The following is a 26,858-nucleotide window of genomic DNA, read 5'->3' as shown; positions in this document are numbered from 1 at the left end:
CCCGGACGACCTACCGCCCGACCGTGACCCCTGAGGGGAGCACCCATGTCGTAACGTCCACGGGTACCACCTCCTCGGTCTCTCGCACGGCCGCCGAGAAGGTAGCAGGGGCCGTCGCCGGCGGCCAACCGGTTTTCGCCGGACCCGACCGTCCGTCAGCCCGGGACCGCCGGGATCTCCAGCCACTGCATCGTCACCGGGTTCTCGCCCACGTCCCGCGCCGCGAGCCGCTCCGGCGACCACGTCTCGCCGGCGAGCGGCCACTCCCCGTCGCGCCAGGCCTTGTACACCAACCCCTCGGGGCCCGGGAGCCCGAAGGCGTCCCGCAACGCCACGACGCAGCGCTCCGCGAGAGCGGCGTACTCCCCGGTCAACGCCGGCACCGGCAACGAGAACGTCCAGTTCGGCGGGTCGAAGCCGTCCGGGGGCACCCACCCGGCCGCCGCCATGGCGTCGACGTCCGACCACGGCACCACCTCGGGCCCCGCCGCCTGGGCGTGCAGCTGGTCGGCTTCCCCTCGGAACTGCACGTACACCTTGGGGTTCGCCTGCGAGTGGACGATCAGGTAGACCCGGTCAGCCACGTCCCGCAGCGCTTCGGTCAGGCTCGCGCCGAACTCCTCCCACCCGGACATTTCAGTACCCCTCTTCCCGCTCTGCCCGAATCCCCTGCGGGGTGTGGACGTGTACCCGCGTCGACTTCGACGCCAGGGTGATCGTCACCCGGCAACCCCCGGGCAGGTCCCAGGTCGCGTCGGTCCGCGCCGGGGCCCGCCGCAGGGACGGACGACCCCACCGGGTCACCCCCTCGCGCACCGCGAGCACGGCCGTGTCGCCCAGGAATGCCCTCGACCGCGCCGACTCCTCGCGGATCAGGTCCGCGATCCAGAAGTTCACCGACGACACGGTCCCGTGGCCCACCACGGACACGTCCGACGGGCTGATGCCGGAGACCGGGTTGACCAGGTACTCCTTGCCGTTCTCGACCTCGATCGCCCAGCCGAAGCGGTCGACGGCCCGGCGCTGGGCCTCGTCGCGCGTCACCGGCCACGGCCCACCGGCCCAGAACTCGACCACCTCCCAGACCTCGGCCGGGGTCATCGCCTTCCACTGCATGGCACGTTCTTCCGTCGTCGTTCCGATGATCACAGCACCACGACCCCCGCTCACTCCCTGTGCACGACCTCCATGAGCAGGACGACGCCGTCGGTCTGCCCGTTGAGCGGCGAGCAGTTCACCAGGCAGCTCATGGCCCGCCCACGGCGGTTGACCGCGTCGACCTGGAGGGGGCCGGTCTGCCGCTTGGCCGACAGGCAGGTTTCCACCTGGTCGCGCAACTGCTCGGTCGGCAGGCCGATGTCGAGGGCGAAGAACTCCTGCTGGTACACCTCGTCCGCGCGCAGCCCCCACAGCTCCTGCGCCTCGCGGTTCCAGCTCCGGATCCGCAGCTCGCCGTCCAGCACCACGACGCCGGCGGCGACGCTGGCCAGCACGCCCTCCAGGAAGGTGCGCGCCTCCTCCAGCTCGGAGGTGCGGATCCGCATCTCCTCGTTCATCGTCTCCAGTTCCTCGTTGCCGGACTGGAGTTCCTCGTTGGTCGTCTCCAACTCCTCGTTGGTCGACTGGAGTTCCTCGTTGGTCGTCTCCAGTTCCTCGATGCTGGACTGGAGTTCCTCGTTGGTGGTCTCCAGCTCCTCGTTGGTCGATTGGAGCTCCTCGTACGCGGTTTCCAGGTCTTCCTGGTGGCGCTTGAGGTCGTGTTGCAGCCGCGTGACGAAGGTGGTCTCGATGAACGTGATCGAGGTGCCCATCCACACGCTGTTGGTGCTCCACAGCGGCTGGATCAGGATCTCGAAGTACTGGATGTCGTCGTCGCCCCGCCTGCGCTCCACTGCCGTCAGCCGCACCGGGCGGCGCTCGGTGCGCGCCTGCTCGACCAGCGAACGCAGCTCCGTCGGCCGGTAGGACACCTCCAGGTCGCGGAACGGGCGGCTGACGTCCTGCGAGGTGAGCCCGAACTGGCCCCGCGCCTGGCTGTTGATCAGCACGACGGCCTCGGCGTCGTCCAGCACGATCTGGGCGTTCGCGCCGACGTCCATCATGAGGTCGCGCAGCAGCCGGCGGCGGGACACCTCCCGCACCTCGCCCCCCGCCGCGTGGTCGAACCGGAGGGGCGCGGCACCGCTGGACGAGGGCCGGCCGCCCCGCCGCTTGAAGATGCGGCGGCGCATACTGGCGACGTCGAACCGCCCGCTGTCGGACAGCAGCATCTCCGCCTTGCCCATGAACAGGTAGCCGCCCTCGCGCAGGGCGAAGTGGAAGCGGTCGATGATCTGCTTCTGGGTCTCGACGTTGAAGTACATCATCGTGTTGCGGCACACCAGCAGGTCCAGCCGCGAGATCGGGGCGTCCCTGGTGATGTCGTGCCGGCCGAAGATCACCCGGCGGCGCAGGTCGGGCCGGAAGGCGAACTTGGTCCCGGACGGCTCGAAGTACTTGTCCCGCACCTCCGGGGAGAGCGGCTCCAGCGACTTCGCCGGGTAGACGCCGGCCCTGGCCTCGCGCAGCGCCTCCTCGTCGACGTCGGTGCCGTAGATCTTCACCCGGGCGATGCACTCCTCGACGCCGAGCGCCTCGGCGAACGCGATCGCCAGCGAGTACGCCTCCTCGCCGCTGGAACAGCCCGCGCTCCACACCCGGATCTCGCCGCTCACGTCGGCCAGCAGGTCGGGCAGCACGTCCCGTTGCAGGTAGGACCAGGTCTCGGTGTCCCGGAAGTAGCTGGTGACGTTGATCAGGATCGTGTTGAACAGCAGGCCGAACTCCTCGGCGCTGGCCTCCAGCAGGTCACGGTAGTCGGCGTACTCCACGACCGAGACGTCCTGCATCCGCTTGCGGATCCGGCGCGCGAGGGAAGACCGCTTGTAGCCGGTGAAGTCGAAACCCCGGGCGTCGCGGATGAAGCCCAGCAGCTCCTCCAGGTCGCCGTTGACCTCCTCGTCGGGATCGGTCGCCCTCACGGGTTTCTCGCCTCCACCAAGCCGTTGATCGCCGCGCTGATCTCGTCCAGCGGCAGCACGAGGTCGGCCGCCCCGGTGGCCACCGCCGCCGAGGGCATCCCCTTGAACTGGGCCGTGGCCGGGTCCTCGACGATCACCGTTCCCCCTCTGTCCTTCACCGCGCGCACGCCCATCGCGCCGTCACTGCCGGTGCCGGTGAGCACGCACGCCACCGAGTTGGCCCCGTAGGCACCGGCGACCGACTCGAACAGCAGGTCGGCCGACGGGCGCACGAAGTGCACGAGCGCGCTGTCGGACAGGGCCAGCACGCCGTCCGGGCCCACCAGCAGGTGGCGGTCGGGCGGCGCGAAGTAGATCCGCCCCGGCTCGATGTGCTCCCCGTGGACCGCGAGCGCCACCGCCAACTCGCACCGGCGCCCGAGCACCTCGGCGATCACCGTCCGGTGCCGGCGGTCGAGGTGCTGCACGACCACCACAGGAGCCGCGAACCCCTTCGGCAGGCCGCCGAGCACCCGGCCCAGCGCCACGATGCCGCCCGCCGACGACGCGACGGCGACGACGCCGAACGGCTCGCCCCCACCGGTCTCGGCGAGGTCCGTCTGCGGTGAACTCATGCGTGAAGACTAAGCCGCGCCGCGCGCCGGGCGTCCGGTGCCCGGCGGCAGCGGGCGACGACCACACGACCGAGCGGTCCCGACCGACGGGTCGACCGACTCCGCGCATGAAAAGTGCTCCCCGGGAAAGCAAGGTCTAGCGTGAGGTACGGACACCGCTGTCACCGACGGTCGAAGTGGATGCTCGGATGGACACACCCGACGGCCGCGAGATGCACCTGCTGCTGACGCGGCTGCAGAGCCTGGCGCACTCCACGGCGCGGACGCTCGCCCATGCCCCGCTGGACGTCGCCAACACCGCCGCGCGCGAGGCGGACCAGGTCCTCGACCCGCTGCTGACCCGGCTGGCCCGGGTGCGGCGGGACCGGGTCGCGCTCGCGGTCGACGCCGCCCGCCGCGCGCAGCGCTGCTGGAGCACCGACCCGCTGACCGCCACCACCGTCAAGCTCGCCGTGAGCAGGTTGCTGATCTCCTCCAGCGCCCTCACCCTCTCCGACGAAGCCGCCCGCCGGATCATCCGCAGCAGGCACCCGGAGGAGCTCGTGGTGGACCTCGGCTCCGGCGCGGTCCCGCCCGTGGTGGTGAAGGCCGAGCCGGTGGTCGGGCGACGGGTCACCGAGCGCGTTCCCGGGGCCGGGCCGTCCCCCGGAACGGTCGACGCGCTGCAGCGTGCGCTGATGCCCTCCGGGGTGCCGGTGCTGCCGAGGGTGCGGATCGCGGCCGGCTACCGGCCCGCCGCCGGGGGCGACTGGTTCGACGTGGTCGCGCTGCCCGACGGGCGGGTCGCGCTCGTGGTGGGGGACGTGGCGGGGCGCGGGGTGGGTGCCTGCACCGCGATGGGGCAACTGCGCATCCTCCTGCACGAGCGCCTCGCGGTCACCGGGGACCTGGCCGCTGCGGTGCGGGCGGTCGACGCCGCCGCGGAGTGGGTCCGGGGCGCGCACGCGGCCACGGTGTGCGTCGTGGCGCTCGATCCCTCCACCGGCGGCCTGGAGTACTGCACCGCAGGTCACCCGGCACCGCTCGTGGTCTCCGCCGGCGGCGAGGCCCGCTACCTGCCCGCCACGGGCGCGGGCCCGCTCGGGGTCGGCGGCGGGGCCACGGCGCCCGCGCTCGCCACCGAGGTGCTGGCGGTCGGCGACCTGGTGCTGCTCTACACCGACGGCATCCTCCAGCGCCCCGGCCGCGAGTGGGCGCAGACCACCGTCGAGCTGGCCCAGGTCGCGGGCGACGCGGTCACCGAAGGCGCCGTGCACGACGGGGCCGGCGCGTCGGCCGACCTGGTGTGCGGCCGGGCCCTCGACCTGCTCACCCGCGACACCGGGCACCGTGACGACATCGTCCTGCTCGCCGCGCAGCCGACTGCCCCGCCACCCGACCTGGCGATGCGGTTCACGGCGGTCGAGGAATCGCTCGGGCCCCTGCACGACCAGGTGCGGACGTGGCTGGCCGTGGCCCGGGTCGACGGTCCGGACGCGGACGCGCTCCGGCACGCGGCGGTGGAGCTGGCCACGAACGCCATCCAGCACGCCTACGTCGACACCGCCGCCGCCCACCGGGACTTCACCCTCACCGCGACCCTCACCGACGCCGGTCAGGTGCGCCTCCAGGTCACCGATCAGGGCCGCTGGCGTGCACCCGCGCCGTCGGCGGATCGCGGGCTCGGGTTGCTGATCACCGACCAGCTCGTCGACGACCTGCGGGTCGACCACGACGAGGGCGGCACGCGCGCCACCGCGGTGCACCGGGTGAGCCGGGCGCTGGAGGTCGGTGCGCCGTCCCGGGCGACCACCCCCGGACCGCCGGCGCTCCCCGACCCGGTGCTGGTGCTGGACCAGCCCTGGGCGCCGCGCCCGCGCATCCGCATCGACGGGCCCCTCGACGCGGCCACCACCCCGGAGGTCGAGCGGGGCGTGCTCGCGGCCGGCTCGACCGGGACCCGCGCCCTCACCGTCGACCTGACCGGGGTGACCCACCTGGCCAGCGCCGGGGTGTCCGCGCTGCACCGGCTCGCCGCGCTGCACCGGGCCAACGACACCGAGTTGCGGCTGTACGCGCCGATCGGGACGACTGCGGAGATGGTCCTCTCCCTGGTCGCGCTGGGCCACCACGCCCACGACCCCGACCTCCCCCGGCCGGCTGAGCGGAGGGGTCCGCACGCCGGCCCGCCGTGCGCATGAACGGGCGGCTCCCGGGTACCTCCTGCGCAGGAGTCTGACTACCGGGAGGTGTCGGCGTGCCCGAGGCGTGTCGTGACGTGATCGTGGTGGGGGCCTCGGCCGGGGGCGTCGAGGCGCTGCGGCAGTTCGTGTCCGGCCTGCCCGCCGACCTGGCGGCCACCGTGCTCGTCGTCCTGCACCTGCCTCGCGGCGCGACGTCCGTCCTGCCGGCGATCCTGCGGCGGTCGAGCCCCCTGCCGGTGAGCACGGCGGAACACGGCGAACCGCTGCGCCACGGCCGGGTCTACACCGCCTGTCCCGACCACCACCTGCTCGTCACGGGCGACGCGGTGGCGTTGTCCACCGGCCCCACCGAGAACGGCCACCGACCTGCGGTCGACGCGCTGTTCCGCTCGGCGGCGAGGGCACTGGGACCGCGCGTGATCGGGGTCGTGCTGTCGGGCACGCTGGACGACGGGGCCGCCGGCCTGGCGACCATCGTCGCCCGGGGCGGGGCGGCCGTGGTCCAGGACCCGTCCGACGCGCTGTACCCGGGGATGCCGCAGAGCGCGCTGCGCGAGGTCGGGGCCGAGCACGTGGTCCCGGCCGCGCAGATGGGCGAGGTGCTGGCCAAGCTGACCCGCGAGGTGGTCGAGACGCGGGCCGCCGCTCCCCTCCGGCACGCGACGGAGGTCGAGGCGGACATCGCCGAGGACGACCCGGGCGTGAGCGGTCCCGTGGACGAGGTCGCCACCCCGTCCGGGTTCACCTGCCCCGAGTGCGACGGCACCCTGCTGGAGCTGCCGGGCACCGACCGCTACCGGTGCTGGGTCGGGCACGCCTGGACCCTCGAAGCGCTGGCCGAGCAGAAGGACGACGCGGTCGAGCGCGCGTTGTGGGCCGCGCTGCGCGCCCTGGACGAGAAGACCAGGCTGGCCCAGCGGATGCGCCTGCGCGCGGCGGAGCGCGACCGCACCCGGATCTCCGAGCGGTACGCGGACGCGGAGCACGAGGCGACCCACGCCGCCGAAGTGCTGCGCGCGCTGCTGCGCGGACAGCACGGCGCACCGTGAATCACGACAGGCCGTGCAGCGTCTGGCGCGGCTGCCTGCCATAGGCAGCGCGGTAGTCGGCGGCGAAGCGGCTCGGGCTGGCGTAGCCCCAGCGGGCCGCGATCGCGGTGACGGTCACCGTCCCGGGCTCGGCCGCCTCCAGGGCGGTGTGCGCGTGGTCGAGCCGGACGCGGCGCAGGGAAGCGGTCGGCGTGGAGTCCAGGTGCCGCCGGAACGCGAGTCGGATCGCTCGTGGCGTCACGCAGGCGGCTCGCGCGATGTCGGCGACGGAGATGTCGGTGTCCGGGTTGGCCTCGATGAAGACGACGGCGCGCTGCAGCGCGGTCGGCCCGGCGTCACGGCGGTCTCCGGGGCCGGCCGTGGCGCAGGCGGTGTTCGGGTAGGTCTGGAGCACGCGGGCCGCGAGGTACTGGCTGGCCGTGGAGACGATCAACGGCGGCACCGGGAGGTCGGGAGCGGGCATGACCACGTCGCGCACGTAGGCGATGGTGCTCTGCAACCGCAGCTGTGCCCCCGGCGAGACCGGCCGGTGGCCGAGCACCCGCACCGGGCCGGTGCCGCCGTCGGCCGCGGCCACCAGGTCGAGCAGGGCGGGGTCGAGGAGGGTGAACCGCAGCCGCGCCGAGTGCGCCTCCCCGGCGTAGGGCAGCCCGGGGCGGCTGATCAGGAACTGGTCGCCGGACGCGAAGGTCTCCTCTCCGCCCCCGTCGTCCACGCGGACGGTGCTGGACAGGACGTCGCAGACGATCAGCAGATCCGCCGGATCGGCCGCGTAGGTCATGTCGAAGCTGTAGTCGAGGTTGTCGAACCCGACCTCCAGGCCGAACACGCGCCGGTCGATGCGCGCGCGGGTGCACGCCCCGACCGCGCCTATCCGCATCTTCGAGTAGATCTTGCTCACGAAGTCCTCGACCTGGACCAGGTCGTGGCTGTCGAACGTCTCCGGTTGCATGGGTCCCGACTTCCCGAGGTCGTCAATCGCGCGAGGTGCGGCTGGGCGGCGTGCCGAACCGAGCCCGGCAGGGTGACCGCGTCCTGGGCGGGAAGCCCCCGGTCACGGTCGCCGTCACCTGGGTCAGCGGCCCGGCGACGAAGGGAACCAGGGTGCAACGGGCCGCCCGGACGCCCTTCGCGCAGCGCAGCGCGTACGTGACCGTGCCACCCTCGCCGGTGGTGTCCTCTGTCCGGCCGAGCGGTGCGGTCGAAGTGCAACGTGGGCAACGGGTCTCCTGACGCCGGGCGCACCGGGTGCGGGTCCACCGACTCCCGTAGCGCGTCCCGACGAAGCCCGTGGGGGCGAGTGGGACTGCGAAGCCCGGCAGGCGGGCCGAGGCGACCGGACAGCGCACGGAGAGGGCCGGCCACGGCCGACTCAAGGTGCACAACCGCCCCCGCCGGTACCGGACCACAGGCGTCCGGCGACGACAGGTCGCTCCCCGAGCGTAGACCACTTCGCGCCGAAACGAAGCACCCACTCCGAAAGCGAACCCCCGCCCAGGACAGCGGCCCTCCCCCGGCCCCACCACCTGGAATCCACGTCACCGCACGCCAACGAGGACACCGGCAACCCGTTGAGACGCAGGACATTCACCTGTGGAGGTGATTCCCCCGGTGGGACCAGTCCTTCGTTTCCCGACTACCGCGAGTTCGTTTCCCGACTAGCGGCACCCCCGTCGCGACGAGGAAGCTCGACAGGACACCGTCGGCCGCAGCCGCCCAGGGCACAGCACACCGCTCGCGCCCCGTCCGGAGAACCGCCCAGCGGGCGAGCCCACTCCGGAGGCCGCACCCCATGGCGCACCAGATGTCCGACCAGCTCACCGTGACGTTGCGACGCGACGGCGACAGGTTGTCGATCACCTGCCGGGGCGGCATCGACCTGGTCAGCCGCGACCAGCTGTGCGACACGGCGATCGCCGCCATCACCGAGGACCAGGTCCGCCACGTCGACGTGGACATCACCGGCGTGACCTTCCTGGCCGCCGCAGGAGCACGGGGCCTGCTCCGCCTCCAACGCGCCGCCGCGCACCACGGCGCGACGTTCGAACTGAGCCGAGGCCCGGCCTGGCTGGAACGAATCGTCACCATCACCGGCCTCCGTCACCCGGTTGAATGACCAGCCCGATCCCCCGCACCACATCGACCGTTGCGCCCAGCACCCGAACGGTGGTTCAGAACGCGACCACCGAATCGGGCAGTGGTTGGTCCGATCCGGTCATCTCGGGGGCGAACCGGCCCGCCGTCCCCGGCGCGGTACGAGTCGATGCGGCAGGCGGTCGAGCGGTTCTCGATCACCGCGTCGGCGGCCGGTGGTGCGGTGAGCGTGACCGTCGGGCCGAACGGCATCCCAGCGCGGTGGCCTTGACCGACGGGGTGAGCCGGTTGCGGCCGGAGAGATCAACGGGGTCGGCGGCGAGCGGCTGGGCGTCAGCAGCAGTCACCAGTGTCCCAACGCGGCACCGATGCCCACGTCACCCCAGTTCAGCAGGAGGCCGGCGGACATCGCCCGCGACTCCGACTCCGAGTGGAAGATCTTGGAGGAGCTGGGCAGCCAACTCCAGCCGGGTGCCACCGGCCGCATCCACATCACGTCCGAGCGCCCGGTGTGCCCGTCCTGCCAGGCGGTCATCGCCGACTTCCGGAGAGCGTTCCCCGGCATCGACGTGACGTATTCCGACCTGGGCCGTTGAGAACGAGGAAATTCATGCCCCACACCATGTCGACGCTCATCGAAACCCTGCTCGATGCAGGTCTCGCCACTGCGGACACGATCCGGGGCTGCACGCCCGAGGAAGTCGCGGAGGTGCGAGCCGACCAACGGGCCGAACGGCTGCCCGCTCAGCACGAGGAATTCCTGCTCACTGCCGGCCGCCGGGCCGGGGACCTGCTCCGGGGCACGGACTTGTTCTACCCGTCCCTCCTGGGGCCGGCGGCGGAGGGGCGGGAGCTGCTGGACTTCCTCGTCAGCCAGGTCGAAGCCCAAGCTTCCGTGCGCCGTGATGCCCCTTGAGCCAAGCGAGGTCGCAGAGATCGACATGCCCGTCTCATCCCTGATCACCAGAACGATCCGGACCACGGCGATGAACAGCAGACCAGGAATGGATCATCCTTCGTACTGCCACAGCACCTCTTGATCTCGCGGGTCGACCACTATCGGATCCGACCCCCCGTACAGCACGCTCACGGACTGACAGAGCACTTGGTCCGACCCCCTGTGCAAACCGAGGGAGATCGCGACAAGCTCCGATCGCCACTTCGGCGGGACACCCGCGTACTCGCAGAGACGAGCCGACTCCTCCTCGGGGACCAACCTGATCGCCACCCCGTTGTACTTCGCCGCGAGCTTCACGGCTGCGACGCCCTCGAATTTGATGTCCATGCAGAACTCCTGCGATCCGCTCGGAACCGATCGGATCAGCAGTTGCGAGTGCCCCACTCCGTACTTCCACAGCGAGAAGGAGCGCTGGGCGGTGAACAGCACTCCGGACTCATCGATCTGGGCTCGCAACCGGTCCTCTTCCCGTCGTACCAGGTGATCCCATCACCCGGACCTCGATCCGACACTACGCTCGGACTGCTCAGGATCACACGGGCAAAGCGAGGCAGAGAGGGCCGACATGCCCAGCTCATCCCAGATCACCAGAACCATCCGGACGATGGCGACAGCAGCCCTGATGGTCGGCGTTGCAGCACCGGCCACAGCAACGTCCGACCCCCACATCGACGTGGTGCCGTTAGGCGATTTCACCCCGAACCAGTCGGTGGTCAGCCCCGACGGCCGGTTCACCTACCTGTCCGCCGCCACCCAGCGCCCCGGGGCGTTGCTGGTCAAGGTGGTGGACAACGCCACCCGCACCCTTGCTGCAACCTACGCACCCGAAGTGCCCACCACGGACTACTGGATCAACGACCTGACGATCAGCAGCGACGGCAACGAGTTGTACGTGCTGACCGCACAGCGGGTCGCGGTGCTCGACGCCCGGACCGGCGACACCGAGACCACCATCCCCCTGCCGCCGTCCAGGGGCCAGTTCACCGGCGAGGCGCTCGCCTCGGTTGGCCGGGCCCTGCTGGTCGCCGACCAGGCGGACTTCTCCCAGGAAGTGCCGGGCAGGCTGCTGACCATCGACCTGGCCCGCTCCACGGTGGTCGCCGAACTCGACCTCAAGCGCGCCTGGGTCGGTGACCTGCTGGTAGCACCCGACCAGCACACGGTCCACGTCACCACCGGCGGGTACCGCCAAGACGTGCAGAAGAACGAGTCCGCGATCGAGACCTACGACGTGGGCACCGGCACCCTCGTCTCCGACCTCGTCCTCGACACGCCACCCGACGTCTTCATCCCGCTGGGCCACTCCGTGCTCGGCAAGGACGGCAGGCGGCTCTACGGCGTGCACCTGAGGCAGGACCTCATGATCGTGGACCACGTGCAGGGCAAGCTGATCAGCACCACGAGACTCACCGAACACCCCATCGCGGGCCCTCTCGCCCTGGGGACGGACGAGAAGCAGCTCTACATCGGCCTCGACCAGGCCACGCAGGACGACGGGCCGACCGTTGCCGTGGCCGACGCCACCACCGGCACGACCCTGGACACCCTGACCGGGTTCACCGACGACTGGGTGTCCTCACTGATCGTCCACCCCCACGGCCGGACGCTTCACGTGGGCACCGCAACCGACCCGGGCACCAACGTGTACCAAGGCGCACTCCAAATCACCGAACTGTGACGCCAAGCCGTACACCGGCACCCCGATGACCAGACCGGGCACGGTACCCGGGAGAACCCCGAGTACCGTGCCGTGTGGCGGTCGGTCATCGTGACCACTTCTGCCCATTACCACCACCGCAGTCGGCAACAGTCGCCTTGCCACTGGCGAAACTCGACAGGCACTGTCCTACCTGGACACTGCGGAAGATCCTGGCGTGCTCGGACGCGATCCGGTCGACTTCTGCCCGGACCGGTTGTTGCACTTGGCGATCGTCGCGCTGCCGGGACCGTAGCCGGTGAGGCACTGCCCAGTGCTGATGTTGTGCAACCTCCTGACGTCCGCCGCCGTTCCGGTGCCGTGCGCCACCGGAACGGAGACCAGGACCGCAGCGACCACCGCTGCCGCTGTCGTGATCACCGACATCAACCCGCGCGCTGCGTTTCGAGCCATGACGAACTCCCTACCTCCGGCCGATCGACCGCTGTGCCCCGGCGCGGGAGCGCACCGGTCACGTCGGGGAAGACGAGTGCACGGTCTCTCATCCGGCGTCACCGCGCCGCGGTGACGCAGGGACTTCATTCTGCGGCGCGACGACTTCACACCGGCAGGCGAACCGGCCGGCACTCGCCGGTTTCAGGCGATGAACCTCGTGTCCGGGTGGCACGCCGGGCCGGCCGGGCCGAACAGCCTGCCGTCGCGGCGCTTGAGGTGGTGGTCGAAGAACCCGCCGAAGTAGTCGTGCTGCGCGGCCAGCGACCGCTTCGCGTCGATCTCGCCGACCAACTCCTCCTTCTTGCCCGGCTTGAGCACCGATACCAACTGCGGCGCGGCGACCTGGAGGTCGGTGAAGCTGTAGTGGGTGCTCTTGTCGAAGTGCAGGTCCCGCTTCCAGCCCCGCTGCTTCGCCCAGAACGCGCCCCACGTCGGGTCCAACCTGGTGTCGAGGTGCGAGTGCTCGAACACCTCGCCCGTGCCCGGGTCCACCAGGTCACCGCCCACCAGCATGAACGGCCGGTCCAGGCCGTGCTTCACGGCCTCGCCGTACTCATCGACGTCCCAGGCCATCGAGCCGTCGACGTTGATGCCCGCGTCGAACCGGCGATCGAAGAACATCGTCTCAGCGGCGCTGTAGCCGCCGTAGGAGTGGCCATAGATGCCCACCTTCGTCAGATCCAGCGACCCGGCCAGGCCGCGCGGCAGCGGGTCCCGCTCGGCGTCCGGGTTGTCGCCCCGCTCCAGCCGGGTCAGCTCGTCGAGCACGAACCGGCTGTCGGCGACCCGGGTGTCCAACGCGAGCTTCGCGCGCGGGTCGTGCTGCTGGTCGACTGCGCTCAGCACGACCCGCCCGTCCGGGAACTCGACGCCCGCCGCCTCGCCGGTGTGCGAGATCGACGCCACGACGTAACCCCGGCTCGCCAGGTCGTCGGTGAGGGCCACGTTGAGTTCTCGGGCACCGCCGTAGCCGTGCGAGAACACCACGACGGGCCAGTCACCCGATCGGTCGGCGGTGGCCCCGGTGCGCGCCTGCCGCTTCGACCCGGCCCAGTCGACGGTGCCGGTCGGCAGGTCGAGCAGGTCCGGTTCGGACGCCAACGCGTCCAGGCTCGGCACCACGCCGGGCGTCATCCAGCCGGCGCGCTGCCCGTCGCGCTTGGCCGGGTACGTGACGGTGACCATCAGCTCGCGCTTCCTGGCCGGGTGCCACGGGTCCTGGCGGGCCTCGTCCACCAGGTGCAGGTCTGTGGTGCCGACCGGGTAGCGCCCGCTGAGCGCGTGCGCGGTGATCTTGATCCCGGACGCAGCGGGTGCCGCCGTCGCCGTCGGTGCCACGACCAGCGTCGTCGTCACGGCAAGGCCGGCGGCCAGCGCCACAACGCGGTTGTGCGATGTCCCCATCTTCGAACGTCCCCTCGGTTGCCGATGTCCGGGTCATGCTGGCAACGGGACATCCGCGCGCGCGTCAACCTGCCGGCTGAAGCGCTGCTACCTCGCACGAGGGACGCACCTGCCGCGTTGAGGGGGAGACAGCTCTGCACCCGCACCGATCGCCCTGCCGAAGTCCACCGGGCGGTGCTCGGCCTGCCCTGCTCAATCTCCAGCCCGCGCAGACTCACTCCGAACTGATCGCTACGACCGCCACACCACGGCGTGCGAGTTCTCGTCGGCGTTTTCGGCGGTCCCTGCGATGGTGCCGGCGGAATTGATGTGGGCGGCACTGCTGTGCTTGCTCCCGGGCAGGGTGTCGAGCACGGTGATGGTCCCATCAGGACTCCACTTCACCGCGCTGGTCTCCACGAAGTTCATCTGCTCGGTCCGCGAGGTGTGCCCGACGACGGTGCCTGACGCGTTCATGTTCACGGCCCGGCTGTTGTTGTGGGTGGGCAGGCCGGGCAAGGTGGTCGGGGTGCCGTCGGGTGCCCAGCGCATGGCCGTCGTGGCCCAGACGCTGATGTAGAAGCACCCTACGACGGTGCCGTCGGGACCGATGTTGCTCGTGTACCCGTGCCTGCCGAAGTCGGCGACGGTGCCGTTCGGGTCCAGCCGGGAGCCGTGCCCGTTCTCGTTCCAGCCGCTGATGACACCTGCGTCGTTGACGGCGTAGGCGACCCCGATGAACGGGTGGAGGTCTTTGACGGTGCCGTCGGGGTCCCACTTGACGGCATGCGAAGGACTTCCGCCGCCTTCCGAAATCCCGACGACCATGTTGTTGGCGTTGATGAAATGAACCCGGGCACCGGTGCTACCGGGCAGGGGGCTCAACGTGGTCACGGTGCCGTCCAGTGCCCACTTCACCGCGTGGTGCTCGCCATTGACGTCGTACGACTCACCGGCCACGGTACCGTTCCGCGAGATGCCCTTCGGAGTGGCTCGCATGTCGCCCGGCAGGGGTTTGAGTTCGGTGACCTTGCCATTCGGGGCCCAGCGCAGGGCGCGGTACTCGTAGCCACCGGCCGGGCCGTAGCGGGCGTAGCCGGTGATGAAGCCCGCGTCGTTGATGGCGACCGGCTTGCTGTAGGCGGTGCGGGGAACGCCGGCGGGGAGGGGCAGGGCGGTGATGGTGCCCTCGGGACTCCACCGCACGGCGCGTTCATTCCAGGTGCCGTCGGCCGCCTTCGCCGAAAGCGACCGCCCGATGACGGTGCCCGCCTCGTTCAGGTCCTCCACCGCACTGGCGATGTCACCGGGGAGGGCTCCGAGGACGGTGATCGTGAGCGGGGCAGCCGTCGCGGCGGGTGCCGTGACACCCGCCGTCAACACCACCAGAACAGCCAGCGAACCGGCAGACCTGAGGAAACCGCTTCTCCGACGCCCGCTCATGGTCACGCACCTTCCGCGTCCAGTCGTTCCGACATCCACATGAGCGTCGGAAGAACAGATCTTCGAAGTGGCGGCGAGTGCCCCGAAAGGAGCCGCGCAGACCGGCTCGCCAGCGGAACTCGCAACATCATGGCCGTGTCACGACTATCGCCACAACCCCCACATGGCAGCAACTCCACCCTTCCATCCGGCAGTGCTCTTGCCGATCATCCCCATTCCAGGCGGAATAAGGGACGGTGGGCCGAATCCGCACTGCGGCGGCACACACCGACGACACCGGCTCATCAGACCGGCAGCACGTGATCAGTGCCGGTTCGTGCCGACCTCGGCAGCCACCGCAGGGTGAGCAGCGCCAAGACGAGGTGCGCCGACGCGGCGGCGATCGCGACCACGTGCAGTCCCGAGACGAACGCGTTCTTCGCCTGGTCGACGGCCTCGGCCGCCAAGGCAGGCAACTGGAAGGTTTCGGCCGGCGTCGGAGCCAGGCCCGGCCCGTCGAGCCGGAACACCAGCGCCGCCAACGATCCCAGCAGCGCGATCCCCAGAGCGTTGCCGAGTTCGTTCCCCGTCTCCGCGATCGCACCCGCCGACCCGGCCCGCTCAGGAGGAACCGCACCGACCGCCGTGTCCGCCACCACGCTGAACGAGATCCCGTACCCCACACCGGCGACCACAGTGGAGGCGATGTACCACCCGACTCCCCCACCGGCCCCTGCCGGGAGCAACAGCAGCAGACCGACCGCGATCGTGCTGTGGCACCCCAGGAGCGCGGTGCGCTTCCCGATGCGGTCGACCACCATCGGCGTGACGACGCACGTGAACGTCAGCACCGCCGCACCGGGCAGCGCCAGCAGGGCCGCGTGCAACACCGACAGCCCCAGCACCTCCTGCAAGTACACCCCGGCCAGGTAGGCCGCCGCAGACCAGGCCGCCAACGGCACCACCCCGGTGACGATGGCGACGGTGAAGACCCGGTCCCGGAACAGCGCGAACTCGATCAGCGGGTGCTCCAGCCGCGCCTGCCGCCGGACGAACCACGCCAACACCAGGACCCCCACGACCCCGATACCGACTGCAAGGGCCGAAAACCCCTGTGTCGCAACGTGCTTCAGCCCGTAGATGACCGACAGCAACCCGACCGCCGACAGCACCACGCTGAGCACGTCGACCCGACCGGCCCGCGCAGTCCGCACCTCCCGCAGCAGGATCGGCGCGAACACCAGGAACAGCCCGATGACGGGCAGGTTGACCAGGAACACCGCCCCCCACTCGAACCGCTGAAGCAGCGCCCCACCCACCACCGGCCCGACCGCGAACCCGGCGGCGAAAGCGGCGGCGAAGATCCCGATCGCCCGCGCCCGCCGACGCGGGTCCGGGAACAGCTCGCTCAACAACGCCAACGCCGACGGCAGCAACGTGGCCCCGGCGACCCCCATCACCGCCCGGCACGCGATGAGCACCTCCGGACCGGAAGCGAAGGCCGCCCCGGCAGACCCGAGCCCGAACACCGTCGCACCAACCCACAACAGCCGCAGCCGCCCGTACCGGTCCCCGATGTTCCCGAACGCGATCAGCAACGACCCGACCGCGAACCCGTACACGTCGAGCACCCACAACGCCTGGTCCGCACTCGGGTTGAGCGCCTGGCTGATGCGAGGCATCGCCAAGAACAGGATCGACCCGTCCATGGACACCAACAGCACCGGCCCGAGAACCACCACCAACCCGAACCACGCCCGCAACCCCGACGCCTCACGCACCTGCTTCAACCCCATGCCCAGCACGTTCCGCCGCCCCACCCCGGACAACCACCCCCTGCCGTGGGTACACCTGACAGGTACACCCACCACCAGCCACAACAGCCCGCCCCACACCCCGCGCGTGACCCGCCCAACATTCCCTCCGCCCAACGCGCTCCCACCGAACAAGAGCTACGCTCGACAACGTGGAAAGCCTGGGAGCGTTCCTGAAGAACCGCCGAGACCGCATCACGCCGGCCGACGTCGGCCTGCGCACCTACGGCACCTCACGCCGAGTCCTCGGCCTGCGCCGTGAAGAACTCGCCCAGCTAGCCGGTGTCAGCGCCGGCTACTACACGCGGCTGGAACAAGGCCAAGCGGACACAGCGTCCACGCAGGTCCTGGACGCCCTCGCCCACGCCCTCCGCCTGGACCAGGTCGAGTCCGCGCACCTGCACAACCTGGCCCGCCAACCCGCACTCCCCGGCCTGACCGAGCCCCCGGCAGAACACCTGCACCCCCGCGTGCTGGCCCTCCTGTCCTCCCTGACCGATGCAACCCCCGCCATCGCCCTGGGCAGGCGCGGAGACGTGCTGGCCTGGAACCGCGCCGGCCACGCACTGTTCGCCGAGCACCTGGACTTCGACGCACCGGACAATCCGACCCGACGCCCGTCGGTGCCCCGGATGTTCTTCCTGGACCCCCTCACCCGCGACCTGCACCACAACTGGCCGGAGCTGGCCCGCATCCACGTCGCCTACCTGCGACTCACCGCCGGCCGCCACCCGTCGGACGCCCGCCTCGCCGCCCTGATCGGCGAACTCACCATGCGCAGCGACGACTTCGCAACACTGTGGGCAACCGGCGACGTCTCGGACTGCACCACCGGCACGATGGACCTGCGGCACCCGACAATCGGCGCGTTGAGCGTGGACTACCAGGTCTGGCTCCAACCCGACAGCCCCGACCACCGCCTGGAGCTCTACACCCCGAACGACGAAGGTTCAGCCGACGCACTACGGCTGCTCAGTCACCAACTCGCCCCAACCACATCCCGGCGCACTGATTCCCGGTAGTCATGGGTGGCCATGTCCGCGGCCGAGACGCCGGACTCTCCCACCGTCACCGGCCACGGAAACGGCTGCCGTGGCCGGCTCCCTGAACCCGACGCCGCACACCGTTGATCAGTAACTGAAGTCCCGAATCGCAGCGCCACCCACCAGCCTGGCCGGGTCGTAGTGGCTTACCAGCACCTCCACCGGGACAGCATCAAGGACCTTCGCAGTCCTGGCCACCTTGTCCGCACTCCAACCGAACCACGTGGCGTCCTCATCGATCGGATCGCCGTCCTCGTACAAGTCCATGTCCGCACCGGCCGCCCGCAACAGGAACCCGATGCCGGCCCACGACTTCTCCAGGAAGCAGTACGGTCGGCTCTCGTCGTCCACGAACTCCTCCGCCAAAACCGGATCCTCGAACGCCCGGCCCAACTCCTCCGGCGTGACCCTCGTGAACGACAGCGTCATACCCACGACAACTCCCCCAACGGCTGCAGCAACCTGCACACAGCCTCCCACGCCGCACCGTCAGTTGTCCTCTATGGACTCCCAACGCTGTCGTCGTTCCTCGGCGGTCTGCTCCCACCACGGCGTCCCACGCTCCCCCAACGCCACCTTCGCCGCGTGGACCCTGCGGCGGGCCTGAGCCTCCGCCACCGCGTCGCCGGCACGCAGCGCCACGCCGACATCGCGCCGCGCCGACATCAGGGCCTTGCGCAACCGCGCAGCCGTCTCCTCCGGAATCGCCGGATCAGTGGCCCGCCACCGCCGGCCGTTGATCACCACGTAGCGCTCCTCCACCACTCCAGCATCACTCAGAAGGAACCGGTCCGCAGCGGCGACGCCCAACCGTGGCCTCGCTACGCTCAGCGAGTGGGTGCACCACGCGGTGGACGACTGACTACGGCGACCAGCGCAGGGTGATGCACCGAATCACCCTGCGCGGTGACGCGCCGGTCTACGCATGAGCGCGAATCACAAGGCGGCGAGCAGGTACTTGATCCTGGGCGCGAAGCAGTCACTGCTGTCGCGGGTCGCGGTGTAGGTGAAGCCGGCGGGGACGGTGCACGCCCACAGCCCGGTCTTGGGCAACTGGATGTAGTACACCGGCTCGCACCAGATGTCGGCGCGCACCGTCACGTAGGTGTAGCCGGCCGGCACGCTGCCGCACGACCACCGTCCTTCGCTCGCCGTGGCGGGCGTGACCGCCACGGCGAGCGAGAACACCGCCGACAACAAGACTCCGAGCACTCGTCCGATCCGCACAACTCCACCTTCCGCCGCTGTGGTGGACCCGCCCCGGGCCCGCTCCAGCACAGCAGGTGGGCCGCAGCTCGACCATCAGCCGATTGGTTCAACCAATCCGCAATCCCGTAGCCCAGCACCCGGCACGTCACGTCGACCGCCCCCGTGCCTCCCTCCCGCCCGCAGGACGGACCGCACACCAATCCGTGATCAGCAGTCGGGCACCCCCGGCCCAGAACGCTCGGCCGCTACGCCGTGACGCGCGGGGTCAAGCCGTCCACGATGAGGGACAGTCCCGCCTCGAACGCCGATTCGTGATCGATGTGCGGCACACCGGCCGGTGGGTCCGTGCTCTCGCCGCCGGTGGTGTCCGCCTGTTCCTCCAGGACGCTGCCGACCGTGAAGCGGCCGGCGGTCAGCATCGCCATCTGCGCGTCCCGCTCGGGCACGCCGGAGGCGATGAGGAAAGCCATCTTGTGGCGGATCCGGTCGAGGTCCGTCGCGGGCGTGGTGCCGGCGTGCAGGCGTGCGCCGTCGCGGCGCATCAGCAGGGTGCGTCGGAAGCTGCGGGTGTTCTCCCGGAACCAGTCGCGCCAGTCGTCCCCGGCCACGGGCAGCGGTTCGGTCGCGTGGGGGGCCATCGCGGCGTGCGCCATGGCGGCCAGGAGGTCCTTCTTCGTGCGGAAGTGCCAGTACAGCGACGGCTGCTCGATACCCAGTCGCTTCGCGAGCCCTCGTGTGCTGACGGCGTCCAGGCCGACCTCGTCGAGCAGGTCGAGCGCCTCGGTGACCACGTCCTCGCGGTGAATCTTCGCCACGTTGACAATCTATCGCCGATAGATGACTCTGGAGAAGAACCATTCATCGATAGATTTCAGGGCGGTGGCCATGGCACAGGTCCCGGGAACGACGTCCCTGCGGGTCCTCGTCGCCGGCGGCGGGATCGCGGGGCAGGCGCTGGCCTTCTGGCTCACGCGCGGCGGACACCGGGTGACCGTCGTCGAGCGCTTCCCCGCGCTCCGCGCCACCGGCGCCCAGGTCGACCTCCGGGGCCAGGGCATCGAGGCCGTCCGGCGCATGGGACTGCTCGACGTAGTCCGGGACAAGCTCGTGGACGAGAAGGGGGTCGCCTTCATCGACGCCCGGGGCAGGGTCAAGGCGACGATCATGGCCAACACCTCCGGGCGGGGCCGCCAGACGCTGACGTCCGAGTACGAGATCATGCGCGGAGACCTGGTGCGCATCCTCCACGACGCGACCGAGCACGACGCCCAGTACGTCTTCGGCACGAGCGTGGAGGGATTCGAGCAGAACGAGCACGAGGTCGTCGCGCACTTCTCCGACGGGTCGTCCGGCGCGTTCGACCTGCTGGTGGGCGCGGACGGGCAAGGGTCACGCCTCCGCCGGGCGATCCTCCCGGAAGGCGTCGACCCGTACTGGCGGGTCGGCATCCACATGGCGTACTGGTTCGTCCCGCGCATCGGTTCCGACACCGACATCCGGGACACCTACCTGGCCCCGGGAGGCCGCCAGATCATGCGCCGCAGCCACAACCCGACCGAGACCCAGGTCTACTTCGTGCTGCGAGAAGCATCCGAGGAGGCGTCGGCGATCCACCGGGAACCCGTCGAACGTCAGCAGCGCTTCTGGGCGAACAGGTTCCGCGACGCCGGGTGGCAGACCGAGCGCTTCCTCGACGGCATGGCGACCAGCCCCTTCTTCCACTCCCAGGAGGTCGCCCAGGTGCGCACCGACACCTGGTCCCGGGGCCGCGTGGTCCTGGCCGGGGACGCCGCGCACTGCGCCTCCCCGTACAGCGGCATGGGAGTCTCCGGTGGACTGGTCGGCGCCTACGTCCTAGCCGGCGAGATCAACCAGCACCCGGACGACCTGCCGACCGCACTGGCGAACTACGACACCGTGCTGCGTCCCTTCGTCGACGAGATCCAGGCCGAGGTCAACCCACGCCTGCTGCGCCTGGCCATGCCGATGACCCAACGCGCTGTCAACGCCTTCCAGACGGCCACCGCACTCGCGTGCTTCCTGCACATCCCCGACCTCGTCGCCCGCTGGTCGAAAGAAGACCGAGGAGGCAACTGGCAACTCCCCACAAGCCCGCCACCGGTCGCCACCACCTGAGAACACGCGCGCGTGGACGACGAACCCGTCGACTCGAAGGTGCAGCGCCATCGCCTCGCCCACGCACCTCACCGCGGTGTGAGCATGGCTGCCGCGCGCACCGCGACGACTCGTCCCGCACCCGCACTCCGGAAGCAGATCGGCGAAGTCGAAAATCAGGAGCGAGTCGCTCCTGATCCGCTCCCTCCCACCGCCGAGATCGTTCCGGTACCGTCCTGCGACCCCTTGACCCCAGGAGCGCCTCAATCACGCGCTGAACAGCGGAAAGGTGCGGCGAGCCCTCCGATGCGAGCCCGTTTGGCATAGCTCGACCAGACATGTTCGTTGCGGTAGAACGAAATCTCCCTCCTCGCACTCCTTCTCCTACATGAATCACGTGACCGGGTTGCGCACATGCGTCGACTTCTGCTCATGCCGACGACGATCGAGGAACGAGGCCACCGGTCGGGGCGAGCGGTTGGGCCGATCCGGTCATCTTGGGGGCGAATCGGCCCGCAGCGTCATCCCAGGCGCAGTAGCTTGTCCCGATCTCGTCGTCACCGGAGGAGAGCCGATGACCGATCCGTTGGCCAACGTGCAGCGCTTGGTGGATGATTGGGAGCGCAACGCCGAGGAGAAGGCCGCCCGCTACGAGTCGATGCGGCAGGAGGTCGAGCAGATCTCCATCACCGCGTCGGCCGCCGGCGGCGCGGTGAGCGTGACCGTCGGGCCGAACGGCATCCCCAGCGCCGTAACGATGACCGAGGCCGTGGGCCGGTTGCGGCCGGAGCAGATCGCGGCGGCGGTGATGGAGGCGATGGCCAAGGCACAGGCCGGCTACCCGGCCGAGCTGGCGCGGATCGTCGGGGAAACAGTGGGCCAGACACCCTCTGGGCAGCACATCGTGGCCGTGGCCGAGCGGAACTTCCCCCAACCGGAGCCCGATACCCGACCCGCAGCCCCGCCGCGTCGCCGGCCGGGCGATGACGGCGATTTCACCGACGACAGCTATCTGAGGTGACGCGTTGACCGGCTACGAGGCAGTTACCGGGGAGATCGGGGCATTGGCCGGGCGGGTGGAAGGTCTGGCGGACCGGTTGCGCGCGGCGGCGGACGCGGCGCGGACGGTGGCGATGAACGACTCCGCCTACGGCGTGGTCTGCCAACCGTTCGCAATGCTGCTCCAGCCGTTCGAGGACATGGGCGTCGACGCGCTGACCAAGGCGGCGGAAACGGTGTCGGACAACGCCGCCAAGCTGCGCGAGACCTCACGCGCCTACGACACCCAGGAGACCGGCGAGTCCGCGCGCTTCGACGGGATGAACACATGAACCAGCCCCTGGTCGCCACCCCGAAAAGCGACACCACCGCCGTCACCGGCATCGGCATCGCCGAATCCGCCAACGACCTCGCACAAGGCATCTCCGACGGCAGCTGGGTCGCCGCCGGCCTCGGTGGCATCGGCGTCGGCCTGGAAGTCCTGTCCATGGTGCTCGACCCCATCGGCACGGTCGCCTCCTACGGCGTGTCCTGGCTGATCGAGCACGTCCAACCGCTCAAAGAAGCACTGGACTGGTTCGCCGGCGACCCACCCGTCATCCGCTCCTTCAGCGAGACCTGGAACAACGTCGCCGCCGAAGTCACCCGCATCGCCCAGGAACTGGGCACCCAGGACGCACCCGGCTGGCAAGGCTCGGCCGCCGACGCCTACCGCGGCCACGCCGCCCAGACCGCCGACGCCATCGCCGGCACCGCCACCCTCGCCGAAGGCGTCGGCACCGGCGTCATGGTCATGGGCGAAGTCGTCGCCGCCGTCCGCGAAATCATCCGCGACCTCGTCGCCGAAGTCGTCGGCAAACTCATCACCTGGGCACTCGAAGCCGTCGCCACCCTCGGCCTCGCCACCCCACTCATCGTCGCCCAGGCCACCTCCACCATCGCCCGCGTCTGCAACCGCATCGCCGACCTCGTCCGCAAACTCGTCAAAACCATCAGCAACGTCACCCCCCGCATCCGCAAAGTCCTCGACAAACTCGGCGAAATCATGGAAAAGCTGGGCAAACTCGGCCGCAAAGCCGACGCCGCCAGCAGCCCCGGCACCACCAGCCCATCAAGCGCACCCAGCGCTCCCGACGCACCCACCGTCAAGAGTGCGGACGGCACCACATCGCCATCCGGTACGACCTCCCCCTCCGGCACCACATCGCCATCGGGAACCACCTCACCGTCCGGCTCAGCACCGAGCGGCGCCAACCCGGACAGCTCACCCAACGGGAGCACCACACCGTCGGGAAGCCCACAGCCCGGTTCCGGCAAGCCGAGGACCTCGGCCTCTGCCGACCAACCGGCACCCAGCAGGCCGACCGACCCGGAGACCAGCCGGACACCAGAGGACCAGCGCCGCTGCGTCAACGACCCGATCGACGTGGCCACGGGCGAGATGGTGATCGCCAAGACCGACCTGGCGCTCCCCGGGGTCCTCCAGGTCGTGCTGCGAAGGGTTCACGTGTCCGGCTACCGCGCGGGCAGGCTGTTCGGCCCGAGTTGGGCGTCGACGCTCGACCAACGGGTGGAGGTTGACCCACTCGGTGTCGTCTACGTCGCCGAGGACGGGATGCGCCTGGTCTACCCGAGGCCCGTCGACGGCCCGGTCCTGCCGGTGGTGGGACCGCGCTGGGCGCTGCGCCGCACGCCGTCCGGCTACACCGTGACCGAACCGGGCGCCGGGGTGACCCGCCACTTCGACGGCGGCGGGTCCGACATCCCGTTGACGGCGCTGAGCCACCGTTCCGGGCAACGCATCGAAGTGCACCGCTCGGCCGGCCGGATCGACCTGCACCACTCCGGCGGCTACCACGTCGCGGTACCGGTCACCGACGGCCTCGCGGGCGCGCTGGGGGTCGTCGGCACCGACGGCACCACGGCGGTGGCTGCGTACGAGTACGACGACGCGCGCAACCTGGTCGCCGTCCGGAATTCGTCGGGTGCCGCTCTCCTGTACGACTACGACGCTGCGGGGCGGATAACCGGCTGGCAGGACCGCAACGGCAGTTGGTACCGCTACGCGTACGACGAGCAGGGCCGTTGCGTGCGCAATGTCGGCAGCAACGGCTTCCTCGACGGCACGTTCGACTACCGGCCCGACCGGACGGTCTTCACCGACTCACTCGGCCACTCCACGACGTTCCACCTCAACGACCGCAGGCAGATCGTCGCCGAGGTCGATCCGCTGGGCAACACCGTCCGCACCGAGTGGGACGCGTTCGACCGCCCGTTGCGTCGGGTCGATGCCCTCGGCGGAATCCACGCGTACCGCTATGACAGCAACGGCAACCTCATCGAGGTGATCCGTCCCGACGGGTGCCGGTCGACGGCCGAGTTCGACGCCGAAGGTCAGCCGACCCGCATCGTCGACACGGACGGCCACGAGTGGACCTGGTCCTACGACGGCGCGGGCCGGTTGCTGGCCGCCACCGACCCGACGGGTGCGACCACCTGCTACGCCTACGACGAGCACGGCGGACTGTCGGAGGTGACCGACGCCGAGGGCGGTATCCGCCGCGTCCGGTGCGACGCCGCCGGTCTCCCGATCGAGGTCACTGCGGCCACTGGCGCGACCACCCGCTACCAACGCGACAGCTTCGGTCGGGTCATCGCCGTCCGGGACCCGGTCGGCGGGACGACGCGAGCCTCCTGGACCGTCGAGGGCAAGCTCGCCCGCCGCACCTTCCCGGACGGCACCGTCGAGCGCTTCGCCTACGACGGCGAGGCCAACCTGATCGAGCACGTCGATGCGCTCGGCCAGTCGAGCCGCATGGAGTACGGCCCGTTCGACATGATCGTCGGCGAGACCGGACCGGACGGGGCACGGGTCACCTTCGCCTACGACACCAACCTCCGGCTGGTCTCGGTCACCAACGCCAACGGCGAAACCTGGCGCTACCACCACGACCCGGCGGGAAGGCTCCTGCGCGAGACCGACTTCGCAGGTCGCAACACCCACTACGCCCACGACGCCGCGGGCCGGGTCACCTCCCGGACCAACGGGGCCGGACAGACCGTGCGAATCGTCCGCGACGCGGTGGGGTACGTCGTCGAGCGAAGCGGCCCGGACTCGACCGCGGTGTTCCGCCGGGACAGCGCGGGCCGCGTGCTGGAAGCCCGCAACGACAGCACCCACCTGGTCATCGAGCGCGACCCGCTCGGCCGGGTCCTCCGCGAGACCGTGGACGGCGAGTCCGTCGTGTCCACCTACGACCGGGTCGGGCGCAGGATCTCCCGCCGCACCCCATCCGGCGCGCAGAGCCGATGGGTCTACGACCAGGCCGGCGCACCGGTCGAACTGCACACCGCGGGGCACTCCCTGCGGTTCCGGTACGACGCGGCGGGCCGTGAGGTCGAACGCACGCTGGCCGACGCCGCGGTCCTCACCCAGACCTGGGACGCCAACCACTGGCTCAGGGCGCAGGCCGTCACCGGGCCGGGCACCACCGGCCTGATCCAGCGACGGTCCTACAACTACCGCAGCGACGGGTACCTGAGCAGGATCATCGACCAGCTCAGCGGAGTCCGGGAGTACTCGCTCGACCCGGTGGGACGAGTCACCTCGGTCGATGGTCCACAGTGGAGCGAGCGGTACGCCTACGACGCCGCCGGGAATGTCACCGAAGGCCACTGGCCGGCCGACGAGCACGACTCACCGGCGGTCGGCTCCCGGGAGTTCGCCGGTGGACAGGTCCGGCGCGCGGGTGCCGCGACCTTCCAGCACGACGCGCAGGGCAGGGTGGTGGCCCGGCGCAGCCGCACGCTCTCCGGCACAGTCCGACAGTGGCGCTTCACCTGGTCGAGCGAGGACCGACTGATCGAGGCCGTCACCCCGGACGGTGCCCGCTGGCGCTACCGCTACGACCCGCTGGGCCGCCGGGTCGCCAAGGACCGGCTCGCAACCGACGGGTCGGTGGCCGATTCCGTGCGGTTCGCCTGGGACGGCCCCGTACTCGCCGAACAGCAGCACAGCTCCGGTTCCAGCACGGTCTGGGAGTGGCAGCCGGGCACCTTCCGCGCGGTCAGCCAACTCGATCAGGACGAAGTGGATGCCCGCTTCTACGCCATCGTCACCGATGTCGTCGGCACGCCGACCGAACTGGTCGACAGCAGCGGTGCGGTCGCCTGGCACGCGCGCCCCGGCATCTGGGGCACCGGCATCGCCCGCACCGGCCAGGTCACCTGCCCGCTGCGGTTCCCCGGCCAGTACCACGACCCGGAGACTGGCCTGCACTACAACCACCACCGTTACTACGACCCGTCCACTGCCCGGTACACCAGCGTCGACCCGCTCGGGTTGACCCCGTCGCCCAACCCCTACGCCTACGTGTTCAACCCCATGGGGTGGACCGACCCGCTCGGGTTGGAGAAGTGCATCGACAACCGGCCGTTCAACAGCCGCCAGGAGGCACTGGACGCCGCATACGACCGGGCGGGCATCCCGCGCGGCTCCGAGCCGGACGCCCGTTGGGAGGTCGGTGGTGACGCGTCGCGCCGGGGCGAGCCGGGCTACCGGTACTCGGAGGACCCAGGAGCACACGGCAACTACTCGCAATTCGAGACACCGGACGGCTCGCGCGTCATCGCCGAGCACACCAACGACCCGAGGGCACCGCAACCGCACTTCCACGCCGGACAGCCCAAGGGAGATCCGGCTCGTGACGGCGTCGACTTCGGTTGGGGCGGCAGCTCGGAGTTCGAGAGGTACGGTCAGGTCGACGGCAAGCACCACTACTACTACCCGGAGGGCACCTAGAG

24 protein-coding genes are annotated in these 26,858 nt (G+C 70.4%); 11 read left to right on the top strand and 13 right to left on the bottom strand.

What is annotated here, in order from left to right; all coding sequences use genetic code 11:
- Window positions 1–155: 155 nt before the first annotated feature.
- Genes AB0I60_RS05735 through AB0I60_RS05720 form a run of 4 tightly spaced genes read right to left on the bottom strand, consistent with a single transcriptional unit; the run spans window position 156 to window position 3,634 of the window.
- Complete coding sequence (locus AB0I60_RS05735) at window positions 156–635, bottom strand: hypothetical protein (RefSeq protein WP_360726050.1); 480 nt, start codon at window positions 633–635, stop codon at window positions 156–158.
- A gap of 1 nt (window position 636) precedes the next feature.
- A complete protein-coding gene (locus tag AB0I60_RS05730; RefSeq protein WP_360726049.1) occupies window positions 637–1,116 on the bottom strand; it encodes a DUF6301 family protein in 480 nt (159 codons plus the stop codon).
- A 50-nt stretch (window positions 1,117–1,166) separates the two neighbouring features.
- Entirely contained in the window at window positions 1,167–3,020 is a 1,854-nt protein-coding gene (locus AB0I60_RS05725) for a CheR family methyltransferase (protein WP_360726048.1), read from the bottom strand.
- Window positions 3,017–3,634, bottom strand: a complete 618-nt coding sequence (locus AB0I60_RS05720) for a chemotaxis protein CheB (RefSeq protein WP_360726047.1) — start codon at window positions 3,632–3,634, stop codon at window positions 3,017–3,019. Before AB0I60_RS05720 ends, AB0I60_RS05725 begins: the two co-directional genes overlap by 4 nt.
- Window positions 3,635–3,822: 188 nt before the next feature.
- On the opposite strand from AB0I60_RS05720, the gene AB0I60_RS05715 reads away from it, so the two are divergent.
- Both AB0I60_RS05715 and AB0I60_RS05710 read left to right on the top strand, forming a co-directional pair.
- Window positions 3,823–5,814, top strand: a complete 1,992-nt coding sequence (locus AB0I60_RS05715; protein ID WP_360726046.1) for a SpoIIE family protein phosphatase — start codon at window positions 3,823–3,825, stop codon at window positions 5,812–5,814.
- Between the two features lie 56 nt (window positions 5,815–5,870).
- Window positions 5,871–6,866: a chemotaxis protein CheB gene (locus AB0I60_RS05710; RefSeq protein ID WP_360726045.1), complete on the top strand. Its 996-nt coding sequence runs from the start codon at window positions 5,871–5,873 to the stop codon at window positions 6,864–6,866.
- A 1-nt stretch (window position 6,867) separates the two neighbouring features.
- Here the strand turns inward: AB0I60_RS05710 and AB0I60_RS05705 are convergent, their stop codons facing one another.
- Entirely contained in the window at window positions 6,868–7,818 is a 951-nt protein-coding gene (locus tag AB0I60_RS05705; RefSeq protein WP_360726044.1) for an AraC family transcriptional regulator, read from the bottom strand.
- Between the two features lie 840 nt (window positions 7,819–8,658).
- Between AB0I60_RS05705 and AB0I60_RS05700 the strand changes: the two genes are divergently transcribed.
- The 3 genes from AB0I60_RS05700 (at window position 8,659) to AB0I60_RS05690 (ending at window position 9,876) form a co-directional block, all read left to right on the top strand.
- Complete coding sequence (locus AB0I60_RS05700) at window positions 8,659–8,982, top strand: STAS domain-containing protein (protein WP_360726043.1); 324 nt, start codon at window positions 8,659–8,661, stop codon at window positions 8,980–8,982.
- Window positions 8,983–9,328: 346 nt separating this feature from the next.
- Entirely contained in the window at window positions 9,329–9,556 is a 228-nt protein-coding gene (locus AB0I60_RS05695) for a deaminase domain-containing protein (protein WP_360726042.1), read from the top strand.
- 14 nt (window positions 9,557–9,570) lie between these two features.
- On the top strand, window positions 9,571–9,876 hold the full coding sequence (locus AB0I60_RS05690) for a hypothetical protein (RefSeq protein WP_360726041.1): 306 nt from the start codon (window positions 9,571–9,573) through the stop codon (window positions 9,874–9,876).
- Window positions 9,877–9,969: 93 nt separating this feature from the next.
- Here AB0I60_RS05690 and AB0I60_RS05685 read toward each other — a convergent pair whose 3' ends face one another.
- On the bottom strand, window positions 9,970–10,374 hold the full coding sequence (locus AB0I60_RS05685; RefSeq protein ID WP_360726040.1) for a hypothetical protein: 405 nt from the start codon (window positions 10,372–10,374) through the stop codon (window positions 9,970–9,972).
- 148 nt (window positions 10,375–10,522) lie between these two features.
- Here AB0I60_RS05685 and AB0I60_RS05680 point away from each other — a divergent pair, with 148 nt between their 5' ends.
- Complete coding sequence (locus AB0I60_RS05680; protein WP_360726039.1) at window positions 10,523–11,596, top strand: hypothetical protein; 1,074 nt, start codon at window positions 10,523–10,525, stop codon at window positions 11,594–11,596.
- Between the two features lie 615 nt (window positions 11,597–12,211).
- Here AB0I60_RS05680 and AB0I60_RS05675 read toward each other — a convergent pair.
- The 3 genes from AB0I60_RS05675 to AB0I60_RS05665 form a co-directional block, all read right to left on the bottom strand.
- Entirely contained in the window at window positions 12,212–13,474 is a 1,263-nt protein-coding gene (locus AB0I60_RS05675) for a prolyl oligopeptidase family serine peptidase (protein WP_360726038.1), read from the bottom strand.
- Between the two features lie 231 nt (window positions 13,475–13,705).
- The gene (locus tag AB0I60_RS05670) at window positions 13,706–14,896 is read right to left on the bottom strand and encodes a hypothetical protein (RefSeq protein WP_360726037.1); all 1,191 of its coding nucleotides are present in this window, start codon (window positions 14,894–14,896) and stop codon (window positions 13,706–13,708) included.
- A 284-nt stretch (window positions 14,897–15,180) separates the two neighbouring features.
- Entirely contained in the window at window positions 15,181–16,671 is a 1,491-nt protein-coding gene (locus AB0I60_RS05665) for an MFS transporter (protein WP_360726036.1), read from the bottom strand.
- 170 nt (window positions 16,672–16,841) lie between these two features.
- On the opposite strand from AB0I60_RS05665, the gene AB0I60_RS05660 reads away from it, so the two are divergent.
- The gene (locus AB0I60_RS05660; protein WP_360726035.1) at window positions 16,842–17,711 is read left to right on the top strand and encodes a helix-turn-helix transcriptional regulator; all 870 of its coding nucleotides are present in this window, start codon (window positions 16,842–16,844) and stop codon (window positions 17,709–17,711) included.
- Window positions 17,712–17,819: 108 nt separating this feature from the next.
- Here the strand turns inward: AB0I60_RS05660 and AB0I60_RS05655 are convergent, their stop codons facing one another.
- The 4 genes from AB0I60_RS05655 to AB0I60_RS05640 form a co-directional block, all read right to left on the bottom strand.
- A complete protein-coding gene (locus AB0I60_RS05655) occupies window positions 17,820–18,161 on the bottom strand; it encodes a DUF1877 family protein (RefSeq protein ID WP_360726034.1) in 342 nt (113 codons plus the stop codon).
- 60 nt (window positions 18,162–18,221) lie between these two features.
- A complete protein-coding gene (locus tag AB0I60_RS05650) occupies window positions 18,222–18,494 on the bottom strand; it encodes a hypothetical protein (RefSeq protein WP_360726033.1) in 273 nt (90 codons plus the stop codon).
- A gap of 174 nt (window positions 18,495–18,668) precedes the next feature.
- Window positions 18,669–18,959: a hypothetical protein gene (locus AB0I60_RS05645; RefSeq protein ID WP_360726032.1), complete on the bottom strand. Its 291-nt coding sequence runs from the start codon at window positions 18,957–18,959 to the stop codon at window positions 18,669–18,671.
- A gap of 227 nt (window positions 18,960–19,186) precedes the next feature.
- The gene (locus AB0I60_RS05640; protein WP_360726031.1) at window positions 19,187–19,756 is read right to left on the bottom strand and encodes a TetR/AcrR family transcriptional regulator C-terminal domain-containing protein; all 570 of its coding nucleotides are present in this window, start codon (window positions 19,754–19,756) and stop codon (window positions 19,187–19,189) included.
- Between the two features lie 70 nt (window positions 19,757–19,826).
- On the opposite strand from AB0I60_RS05640, the gene AB0I60_RS05635 reads away from it, so the two are divergent.
- The 4 genes from AB0I60_RS05635 to AB0I60_RS05620 all read left to right on the top strand — a co-directional run bounded on the left by AB0I60_RS05635 (window position 19,827) and on the right by AB0I60_RS05620 (window position 26,856).
- Window positions 19,827–21,077: an FAD-dependent monooxygenase gene (locus tag AB0I60_RS05635; RefSeq protein ID WP_360726030.1), complete on the top strand. Its 1,251-nt coding sequence runs from the start codon at window positions 19,827–19,829 to the stop codon at window positions 21,075–21,077.
- A 553-nt stretch (window positions 21,078–21,630) separates the two neighbouring features.
- Entirely contained in the window at window positions 21,631–22,077 is a 447-nt protein-coding gene (locus AB0I60_RS05630) for a YbaB/EbfC family nucleoid-associated protein (protein ID WP_360726029.1), read from the top strand.
- A 4-nt stretch (window positions 22,078–22,081) separates the two neighbouring features.
- Window positions 22,082–22,387: a type VII secretion target gene (locus AB0I60_RS05625; RefSeq protein WP_360726028.1), complete on the top strand. Its 306-nt coding sequence runs from the start codon at window positions 22,082–22,084 to the stop codon at window positions 22,385–22,387.
- Window positions 22,384–26,856, top strand: coding sequence for an RHS repeat-associated core domain-containing protein (locus AB0I60_RS05620; RefSeq protein ID WP_360726027.1), 4,473 nt, complete (start codon window positions 22,384–22,386; stop codon window positions 26,854–26,856). The genes AB0I60_RS05625 and AB0I60_RS05620 overlap by 4 nt, the downstream gene beginning before the upstream one ends.
- Window positions 26,857–26,858 lie beyond the last annotated feature (2 nt).

The organism is Actinosynnema sp. NPDC050436, assembly GCF_040655415.1.
GTDB lineage: Bacteria > Actinomycetota > Actinomycetes > Mycobacteriales > Pseudonocardiaceae > Actinosynnema.
Note: the sequence above shows the minus strand (reverse complement) of the source record. Positions and strands in the feature narration are given on the sequence as shown.

Bases quoted from the DNA above. Each gene is read 5' to 3' on its own strand.
- AB0I60_RS05735 (WP_360726050.1), bottom strand. From the start codon at position 635: ATGTCCGGGTGGGAGGAGTTCGGCGCGAGCCTGACCGAAGCGCTGCGG.
- AB0I60_RS05730 (WP_360726049.1), bottom strand. From the start codon at position 1,116: ATGCAGTGGAAGGCGATGACCCCGGCCGAGGTCTGGGAGGTGGTCGAG.
- AB0I60_RS05720 (WP_360726047.1), bottom strand. From the start codon at position 3,634: ATGAGTTCACCGCAGACGGACCTCGCCGAGACCGGTGGGGGCGAGCCG.
- AB0I60_RS05715 (WP_360726046.1), top strand. From the start codon at position 3,823: ATGGACACACCCGACGGCCGCGAGATGCACCTGCTGCTGACGCGGCTG.
- AB0I60_RS05705 (WP_360726044.1), bottom strand. From the start codon at position 7,818: ATGCAACCGGAGACGTTCGACAGCCACGACCTGGTCCAGGTCGAGGAC.
- AB0I60_RS05700 (WP_360726043.1), top strand. From the start codon at position 8,659: ATGGCGCACCAGATGTCCGACCAGCTCACCGTGACGTTGCGACGCGAC.
- AB0I60_RS05695 (WP_360726042.1), top strand. From the start codon at position 9,329: ATGCCCACGTCACCCCAGTTCAGCAGGAGGCCGGCGGACATCGCCCGC.
- AB0I60_RS05690 (WP_360726041.1), top strand. From the start codon at position 9,571: ATGCCCCACACCATGTCGACGCTCATCGAAACCCTGCTCGATGCAGGT.
- AB0I60_RS05680 (WP_360726039.1), top strand. From the start codon at position 10,523: ATGGCGACAGCAGCCCTGATGGTCGGCGTTGCAGCACCGGCCACAGCA.
- AB0I60_RS05675 (WP_360726038.1), bottom strand. From the start codon at position 13,474: ATGGGGACATCGCACAACCGCGTTGTGGCGCTGGCCGCCGGCCTTGCC.
- AB0I60_RS05670 (WP_360726037.1), bottom strand. From the start codon at position 14,896: ATGAGCGGGCGTCGGAGAAGCGGTTTCCTCAGGTCTGCCGGTTCGCTG.
- AB0I60_RS05665 (WP_360726036.1), bottom strand. From the start codon at position 16,671: ATGGGGTTGAAGCAGGTGCGTGAGGCGTCGGGGTTGCGGGCGTGGTTC.
- AB0I60_RS05655 (WP_360726034.1), bottom strand. From the start codon at position 18,161: ATGACGCTGTCGTTCACGAGGGTCACGCCGGAGGAGTTGGGCCGGGCG.
- AB0I60_RS05635 (WP_360726030.1), top strand. From the start codon at position 19,827: ATGGCACAGGTCCCGGGAACGACGTCCCTGCGGGTCCTCGTCGCCGGC.
- AB0I60_RS05630 (WP_360726029.1), top strand. From the start codon at position 21,631: ATGACCGATCCGTTGGCCAACGTGCAGCGCTTGGTGGATGATTGGGAG.
- AB0I60_RS05620 (WP_360726027.1), top strand. From the start codon at position 22,384: ATGAACCAGCCCCTGGTCGCCACCCCGAAAAGCGACACCACCGCCGTC.